General features: G+C 66.8%; 6 protein-coding genes. 2 read left to right on the forward strand and 4 right to left on the reverse strand.

The features are described from left to right. Nucleotides 1–40: 40 nt before the first annotated feature. Nucleotides 41–967, forward strand: coding sequence for an ornithine carbamoyltransferase (argF, locus tag NE547_RS16330; RefSeq protein WP_256176463.1), 927 nt, complete (start codon nucleotides 41–43; stop codon nucleotides 965–967). Between the two features lie 271 nt (nucleotides 968–1,238). On the opposite strand, the gene NE547_RS18680 is transcribed toward argF, so the two are convergent. The 4 genes from NE547_RS18680 to NE547_RS16345 all read right to left on the reverse strand — a co-directional run bounded on the left by NE547_RS18680 (nucleotide 1,239) and on the right by NE547_RS16345 (nucleotide 6,026). Beyond that, nucleotides 1,239–1,478 carry a transposase gene (locus tag NE547_RS18680; protein ID WP_186907150.1) on the reverse strand — a complete coding sequence of 80 codons (240 nt, stop codon included), beginning with the start codon at nucleotides 1,476–1,478 and terminating at the stop codon, nucleotides 1,239–1,241. Nucleotides 1,479–1,715: 237 nt separating this feature from the next. Beyond that, nucleotides 1,716–2,060, reverse strand: coding sequence for an HIT domain-containing protein (locus tag NE547_RS16335; RefSeq protein WP_256176464.1), 345 nt, complete (start codon nucleotides 2,058–2,060; stop codon nucleotides 1,716–1,718). 156 nt (nucleotides 2,061–2,216) lie between these two features. After that, nucleotides 2,217–4,895: an alanine--tRNA ligase gene (alaS, locus tag NE547_RS16340; protein ID WP_256176465.1), complete on the reverse strand. Its 2,679-nt coding sequence runs from the start codon at nucleotides 4,893–4,895 to the stop codon at nucleotides 2,217–2,219. Between the two features lie 387 nt (nucleotides 4,896–5,282). After that, nucleotides 5,283–6,026, reverse strand: a complete 744-nt coding sequence (locus NE547_RS16345; RefSeq protein ID WP_256176466.1) for a copper homeostasis protein CutC — start codon at nucleotides 6,024–6,026, stop codon at nucleotides 5,283–5,285. An 85-nt stretch (nucleotides 6,027–6,111) separates the two neighbouring features. Between NE547_RS16345 and NE547_RS16350 the strand changes: the two genes are divergently transcribed. Continuing rightward, the gene (locus NE547_RS16350; RefSeq protein WP_256176467.1) at nucleotides 6,112–8,295 is read left to right on the forward strand and encodes a transglutaminase-like domain-containing protein; all 2,184 of its coding nucleotides are present in this window, start codon (nucleotides 6,112–6,114) and stop codon (nucleotides 8,293–8,295) included. Nucleotides 8,296–8,399 lie beyond the last annotated feature (104 nt).

An 8,399-nucleotide genomic window follows, 5' to 3' on the forward strand; every position in this document is an offset into this window, starting at 1 on the left:
GGAGACTTGTCCCGCTGCCGGCATTGATGAGGTGAAAAACATGCAAAAGGACCTGCTCAAGCTGTTGGATCTGTCCCGGGAGGAGATCACCAAGATCCTCAACGTGGCCGACCAGATGAAGTACAACCAGAAGCACAACCTGACGCACAATTACCTTGCGGGCAAGACGCTGGCCATGATCTTTGAAAAGAACTCCACCCGCACCCGCGTCTCCTTTGAGACCGGCATGTACCAGCTGGGCGGCCACGCGCTTTTCCTCTCCGGCAAGGAAAGCCAGATCGGCCGGGGCGAGCCCATCGAGGATACGGCCCGGGTGCTCTCCCGGTACTGCGACGGCATCATGATCCGCACCTACGGCCAGGACGAAGTGGAAACGCTGGCCCGGTATGCCTCCATCCCCGTGATCAACGGGCTGACCGATTTTGCCCACCCCTGTCAGGTGCTGGCGGACCTGATGACCATCCGGGAACACATGACCCGCCTGGAGGGCCTGAAGCTCTGCTTCATCGGGGATGGGAACAACATGGCCAACTCCCTCATCGTGGGCGGTCTCAAGTGCGGCATGGACGTGAGCGTGGCCTGTCCGGAGGGCTATGATCCGGATCCGAAGGTGCTGGTTTTTGCCCAAAGTGCGGCCGGTGCGGCGTTCCGGCTCTGCCGCAGACCGGAGGAGGCCGCCGCGGACGCCGACGTGGTCATCACCGACGTATGGGCCTCCATGGGCCAGGAAGAGGAGCGGGCCAAGCGCGCTTTGGCGTTCGCCGGTTACCAGGTCAACGACGCTCTGATGGAGCTGGCGCATCCCGGCGCCATGGTGCAGCACTGCCTACCTGCCCACCGGGGGGAGGAGATCACTGCGGAGGTCTTCGAACAGCACGCGGGCGAGATCTTTGACGAGGCGGAAAACCGCCTCCACGCTCAGAAGGCGGTCATGTACCTGCTCATGGGCGGTGAAAAAACGCTGTAAGAGCAAAACGACGGCGCCCCGCTCCGATTTGCGGAGGGGAGCGCCGTTTCCGTGTAAACGTCAAATCGCACGGCGCGCAAAAAGGCCGCCATCTCAGTGTGTAGGTATTGAGACGGCGGTCAATTATGTTTTGGGAATCCCGCATTCTTGGGGAGCGCTCTTGGGGAGGAAGGGCTGCGCCCATGCTTTATCCGTCTGGCACGGCACAGGCGCGTTGTGCAGGCGCCAAGCCGGGCAGCGGTAGGGAACCGGATTGTTTCCTTTTGCGCTCTCAATCAGGCTGTAGATCACAGCGCTGAACCGGGCGCCGGCCGGCGTGTTGCAAGGGCCCATTCTTCCGGGCCGTCACAAAGGGCTTTAGGCTGCGCCCGGCACGGTTGTTGCTCAGTTCCGGCCTGCCGCCCTCCAGACAGCGCAACAGATACGGCCACTGCTCCGGCGGATAGTGAAGCGCTTTCCCCAGGGCGGGTTCGGGCGCCGTTGTGGCACTGGCCGCATTTGCCCACGCCAACAGAGCGCCCTAAACCGGTTTCTCCCGTTCCAGCCGCCTTCCGTACCGTTCCTCCGGCGTCAGCTCCATGAGTGACCGCTCCAGTTGAAACAGCCTGGTGCAATAACACTCACCGGCTGCCGCCGGAGAATCCTGCCGCTTCTCCTCTTCAGCCGCGACCCGCTTGGCTGGGCTCGCGGCTGGTTTCTTTGTACAAAAAAGGGACGCGGAATGCCCGCGTCCCCGCATTGCATCGGATCAGCCCGGAGGCCAAGTCATGTCCCGGCCCGCCAGCACGTGAAAGTGCAGGTGGGGAACGGTCTGCTGCCCCTGTTCTCCAATGTTGGAAACGACCCGGTAGCCCTGCTCCGCAAAGCCGAGCTCCTTGGCCAGTGCGGCAATGACGGAGAAGATGTGGCCCACCACAGCCTCGTTTCCCGTGCTGATGTGGGCGGCGGACGGGATGTGGGCTTTGGGCACCACCAGAAAGTGGGTGGGCGCCTGGGGGTCGATGTCATAGAAGGCATAGCACAGCGCATCCTCATACACCTTCTTGGAGGGGATTTCCCCGGCAATGATCTTACAGAACAGACAATCGGACACGATAAGACCTCCTCTCTGAAATTACCTGCGTCCCCATCCCGGCCCGGCCGGGATGGGGACCCTTTGATTACCGCTGCTCGGGCGAAGGGATCCGCTCTGCACCAAGGGTTTGCCCGGGGCAAGCCCTTGCGCGCCGCACCTGCGGCGAGGGGCGGCTTACCGTCCCAGCTTGGCGTGGACGAGATCGTCCACCGTGGCCAGCGCATCGTCCAGCTTCATCACGTCGGAACCGCCGCCCATGGCGGAGTCCGGCTTCCCGCCGCCCTTGCCGCCGCAGACTGCGGTAACAGAGCGGATGATCTCCCCGGCCTTGACGCCCCGGGACACGGCCTGCTTGCCGCAGACGGCCAGGAAGGTGATCTTCCCGTCCGTTACGCTGGACAGGACGGCCACCACGTTTGCATCCTTGTCCTTCAGGAAATCGCCCATCTTGCGCAGCTGGTCGGCGCCGGCATCGTTGAGGGTCGCGGTGAGCACCTTCAGGCCGTCCACGTCCTTGGCGCCCATCAGGAAGCGCCCCGCTTCGCCCATGGCGTCCTTGGCGCGGAAGGCGTCCACCATGTGGCGCAGCTCGCGGATCTCCTGGATCTCCTGCATGGCCTTGGAAACGATATCGGCAGGCTTGGCTTTCAGCGCCTCTGCCACGGCGTTGATCGTACAGCAATTGCCGCGCATGCACTCCAGCGTGGCCTGGCCGGTGATGGCCTCGATCCGGCGGACGCCGCTGGCCACGGAGAACTCGCTTTCAATGTGGAACGGCCCGACCTTTGCCGTGTTGTCCAGATGAGTGCCTCCGCAGAACTCCACGGAATAGCCGTCCCCCATGTCGACGACCCGGACCGTATCGCCGTACTTCTCACCGAACAGGGCGATGGCGCCCCGCTGCCTGGCCGCTTCGATGGGAAGCACGTCCGTACGGATGGGATAGCCCTCCAAAACCGCGTCGTTCACCATGGCCTCCACCTGTTGAAGCTCCTCGGCCGTCATGGCGGAGAAGTGGGTAAAGTCGAAGCGCAGACGGTCGGGCTCCACCAGGCTGCCGGCCTGCTGCACGTGGTCGCCCAGCACGGTGCGCAGGGCCTTGTCCAACAGGTGGGTGGCGGAGTGGGCGCGCATGACGGCCCGGCGGCGCTGGCCGTCGATCTGGGCGCAGACGGCGTCGCCGACCTTCAAAACGCCCTCCACCAGCTTGCCGTAGTGCATATACTTGCCGCCCTTGTTCTTCTGCACGTCGGTCACTTCAAAGCAGACGCCCCGGTCGCCGGCAATGACGATCTGTCCGTGGTCGGCCACCTGGCCGCCCATCTCGGCGTAGAAGGGGGTCTTGTCCAGGACCACGATGCCCTCCACGCCGGGCATCAGTTCTTCGGCCGGTTCGTTTTCCACCGCCAGGGCCACGACCTTGGCTCCGGGGAATGTGGAGTGTTCATAGCCTACAAATTCGGTCTCGGGCACGTCCTTGCCGAACTCCACGCCGGCCCAGCCCAGATCGCCCAGGGCCTCCCGGGCCTTGCGGGCCCGTTCCTTCTGCTCCTGCATCAGCGTCTGAAAGCCGTCCTCGTCCACCGTCATGCCCTGCTCCTCCACCATCTCGCGGGTCAGGTCGATGGGGAAGCCGTAGGTGTCGTACAGCTTGAAGGCGTCGGCGCCGGAGAAGACGCCTTCGCCCTTCTCCTTGTGCCCCGCCAGCAGATCGCTGAAAATGCGCATGCCGCCGTCGATGGTGCGGGCGAAGTTTTCTTCCTCGGTGCGGATGACCTTGGTGATATAGTCCTGCCGCTCCCGCAGCTCGGGGTAGTGGCCCTCGTTCTCCTGGATGACGGTATCGCACACCTCGTACAGGAAGGGCTCGTTGACGCCCAGCAGCTTGCCGTGGCGGGCGGCCCGCCGGAGCAGGCGGCGCAGCACGTAGCCCCGGCCTTCGTTGGAGGGGAGCACGCCGTCGCAGATCAGGAAGGTGGCGGAGCGGATGTGGTCGGTGATGACCCGCAGGGACACGTCCTTGGCGGCGGTCTCTCCATAATGGGCGTGGGTGATCTGACTGACCTTGTTGGTGATGTTCATCACCGTGTCCACGTCAAAGAGGGAGGCCACCTCCTGGCATACGCAGGCCAGCCGCTCCAGGCCCATGCCGGTGTCGATGTTCTTCTGCTTAAGCTCGGTGTAGTGGCACTCCCCGTCGTTGTTGAACTGAGAGAACACCACGTTCCATACCTCGATATACCGGTCGCAGTCGCAGCCTACGGTGCAGCCGGGCCTGCCGCAGCCCCACTGCTCGCCCCGGTCGTAGTAGATCTCCGAACAGGGGCCGCAGGGGCCGCTTCCGTGCTCCCAGAAGTTGTCCTCCTTGCCGAACTTGAAAATGCGCTGGGCGGGTATGCCGATCTCCTCGTTCCAGATGCGGAAGGCCTCGTCGTCGGCGGGGGTGGTCTCGTTGCCGGCGAAGACGGAAGGGTAGAGCCGGTCGGGTTCCAGACCCACCCACTCGGGGCTGGTCAAAAACTCCCAGGCCCAGTGGATGGCCTCCCGCTTGAAATAATCCCCAAAGGAGAAGTTGCCCAGCATCTCAAAATAGGTGCCGTGGCGGGCGGTATGGCCGATGTTCTCGATGTCGCCGGTGCGGATGCACTTCTGGCAGGTGGTCACGCGGCGGCGGGGAGGCTCCTGCTCCCCGGTGAACCAGGGCTTCATGGGCGCCATGCCGGAGTTGATGAGCAGCAGGGAGGCGTCGTTCTGGGGAATGAGGGAAAAGCTGGGCAGGCGCAGATGGCCCTTGGTCTCGAAAAAGGAAAGGAACATCTCGCGCAGCTCGTTCAGGCCGAATTTTTTGGGCATGGGTAGATCAAACTCCTCTTTTTCTAAAAATAAAGCTCCGCCCCCGGTTCAGGGGCGAAGCATTGATTACTCCGCGGTACCACCCTGATTCGCGCCCCAATCGCCGGGCGCGCCTCATTGCATCCGATAACGGGGATGGGACGGCCTGCTCGTCGCAGGCGGCTCGGAGGCGGCCGCAGGGTTCGCGTGGCCGAGGGGCTTCCACCGTCTCCCTCTCGCTTTGGGCTGCAAAACCAAGCTCTTCTCGTCAAAGCCTCAATTATTTTATCATAAAATCGCAGCTTGTCAATCCCCTGCAGAGGAGTCCCGGCGGGGACGCGGCGCCCCGCAAAGCCCGGCCGGGCGGCGGCTCCGGCCGGAGCGGCGGCAGGGGGCCGAAACAGAGTCTCACTCCCGGGCCAGAGCGGTCAGACACCGTACGGCGCCGGCGTCGGTGGCGGGGTATTCTTCCTCCGGCGGGCAGGCCCCGCCGCTGAAATGGACGCAGGGATTATGCGTGGCCGAGCGGTCCAGCCGGGCGGTCTTCAGGGAGGCATGGAGCTGACGGCAGCCGGTGCGCTCCAGCAGCCAGGCGGCGTTGTTCAGCCGCACGCCGCAGCCGGGCAGGATCTCGATCCGTCCGGCCGCGTATTCCCGCATGGCGCGTATGGTGTCCGCCCCCTCCGGGGCGGTGGGGGCCTGCCCGCTGGTGAGCACCCGCGTCACGCCCAGCGCGCACAGGGCCTCCAGCCCGGCCCTCCAGTCCGGGACCACGTCGATGGCGCGGCTGAACACGCTTTGCCGCGTGCCGATCACTTCCAGCATGGCCTGACAGCGGCGCACGTCCACCGTGCCGTCCTCATGAAGAAAGCCGAAGACGATGCCGTCCGCGCCCGCGTCCAGCAGGCGTCGGGCGTCCAGCAGCATGGTGCAGAATTCCTCCTGCGTATAACAGAAGCCGCCTTCCCGGGGGCGCACCATGGCCATGAGCTCCACCTGCGCCGTCCGGGCCAGCTCCAGCGCGCCCAGGCTTGGGGTCAGCCCGCCCAGGAACAGGGCGGAATTCAGCTCCACCCGGTCGGCGCCGGCTCCGGCGGCTGCCAGGACGTCTCCCGCAGAGCCGCAGCAGATCTCGATCTTGATCTCGTCCATAGACTTCCCTCCGGATCGTCTGAGGTTTCCTCTATTCTACCACAGTATTTTGTGATATCATAGCACGGATATAAGGAGTGATACCATGGATGAATTGTCCTTCCTGCAGACGGCCCTGCCGGAGGATTGGGCGGCCTATCCCCGCGCCCTGATGGAGGCGTTGGCACAGCACGCCGCCCGCCTGCGGCGCACCGTGCCCTGGTGCGCCGCGCTGAGCGAGGAGGCGTATCAACAATATGTCCTCTGTCCCCGGGTCAATGACGAGGATCTGTCCGACCACCGCGCCCTGTTCCATTCCCTGCTGTGGGAGCGGGTCAGGGGCCTGGACGAGGAGGAGGCGGTGCAGCAGGTCAACTGCTGGTGCCAGGAGCACGCTTCTTACCAGGCACAGGACGGGCGGACCGCCTCTCCGCTGACCGTGTTCCGCTGCGGAAGCGGACGCTGCGGGGAGGAATCGGCCTTTCTGGTGGCCGCGCTGCGCAGCGTGGGCCTGCCCGCCCGGCAGGTGTACGCCCCCCGCTGGTCCCACTGCGACGACAACCACGCCTGGGTAGAGGTGCTGTGCCATGGCCGCTGGCGTTTTCTGGGCGCCTGCGAGCCGGAGCCGGTGCTGGACCGGGGCTGGTTCAACACCGCCGCCTCCCGGGCCATGCTGGTGCACAGCCGCACCTTCGGCCCGGCGGAGGACACAAAGCTCCACGGCCCGGCGCTGGACCGGCAGGGGCAGGCGGTGCGGCATAATCAGACCGCCCGCTACGCCCCGGTGAAGACCTACACCTTCCGCACCCAGCCCGGTGCGAAGGTGTCCCTGGAGATCCTGAACGAGTCCCGCCTGATCCCCATCGCCCAACTGGAGGCGGATGCGGGCGGGCGCGTACAGGTGGAGCTGGGGATCGGGGACGTGCACGCCTCCGCCGTCCGGGACGGATGGTATGCCGAAACGCTCTGCCGCGGCGCGTCGGAGGACGGGGCCGTTCTGGCGCTGGCCCCGCCGGAGGACCCGGCGCAGGGCTGGACGGAATTTACCTTCCGCGCCCCAGCGCCCGTCCCTCCCGTCCCGCTGACCGGGGCGCAGAAGCAGGCGCGCGCCCGGGTCCGCGCCCGGGGCGACCGGCTGCGGCAGAAACGGCTGGCGGGTTTCTACGACCCGGAGCAGGCCGGGCGCTGTCCCGGCTGTGAAGACCTGCTGCGGGAGGCGCGGGGCAACTTTGCACAGATCCATGCCTTTCTGACCCGGGACGCCGACCCCCTGCGGGAGGCCCTGCTGCGGGCGCTGTCCGCCAAGGACCTGCGGGACGCCCCGGCGGAGCTGCTGGAGCATCATCTCCGCCGGGCGGCCCCCTGGGCCGGACGGTTTCCGCAGGAGGTCTACGTCAGCGCGCTGCTCAATCCACGGGTCGCCCTGGAACGGCTCACCGACTGGTCGATGCCCCTGCCCGGAGCGGTGGGCGCGGTGGCCCGCCTGCGCGGGCGCGGCGTGCCGTCCCGTCTGCGCCCGCGGGACGGCGTGGTGGAGATATGGCGGGAGGGGGCCTTTACGCCCTTCCGGGCGGAGCAGACCGGACAAGCCGTCTTCCTGCGCCGGGCCGGCGAAGAGCCGCTGTACCGCCGGAACTGGTCGCTCTCCCGCTGGGCGGGAGACGGCTGGCAGGACCTGCTGTTTTCCGACGGGGAGTGGCAGGGGGCGTTCCTGCCCGCGCAGCTGACCGCGGGGCGGTATCGCATCCTGACGGCCCTGCGCCTGCCCTCCGGGGACCAGTTTGCCGCCCGGCGGACGTTCTTACTGGCGCCGGGGGAAGAAAAAGAGATCGCTCTGTACCTGCGCGGCTGCGAGACGGCGGACCTGATCGCCCCGCGGGCGCTGCCCCTGGTGGATGGGCGGCCCCGGGCGGGGCGCTGCGCGCTGCTCTTCTGGCTGGAGGAGGGGGCGGAGCCCACCGAGCACCTGCTCAACGAACTCACGGCAGCCGGGACCGCGCTGCGCGCCCTGCCGGCGGAGCCGGTGTTTTTCCTGCGCAGGCGCGGGGCGGAGCGTCAGCGTACGCTGCGCGCCCTTTTGGCGGGCTGGCCGGGGGCCCGGCTGGAGTACCCGGAGGACTGGGACGATCAGGTGGAGAGCCTGGCCCGCTGCCTGGACTGCGACCCGGAGCGTCCGCCGCTGACGGTGGTATGCACCCGGGACGGACGGGCGGCCTACGCCGCCAGCGGCTACCGGGTGGGGGAGGGGGATCTGCTGCGCCGCATCGCGGCCCTCCTGTGCGGGAGCTGAGCGGAGGGGGGGGGGGGGGGGGGGGGGGGGGGGGGGGGGGGGGGGGGGGGGGGGGGGGGGGGGGGGGGGGGGGGGGGGGGGGGGGGGGGGGGGGGGGGGGGGGG

The sequence above is a fragment of the Flavonifractor sp. DFI.6.63 genome, assembly GCF_024462255.1.
Taxonomy (GTDB): Bacteria; Bacillota; Clostridia; order Oscillospirales; family Oscillospiraceae; genus Lawsonibacter_A; species Lawsonibacter_A hominis.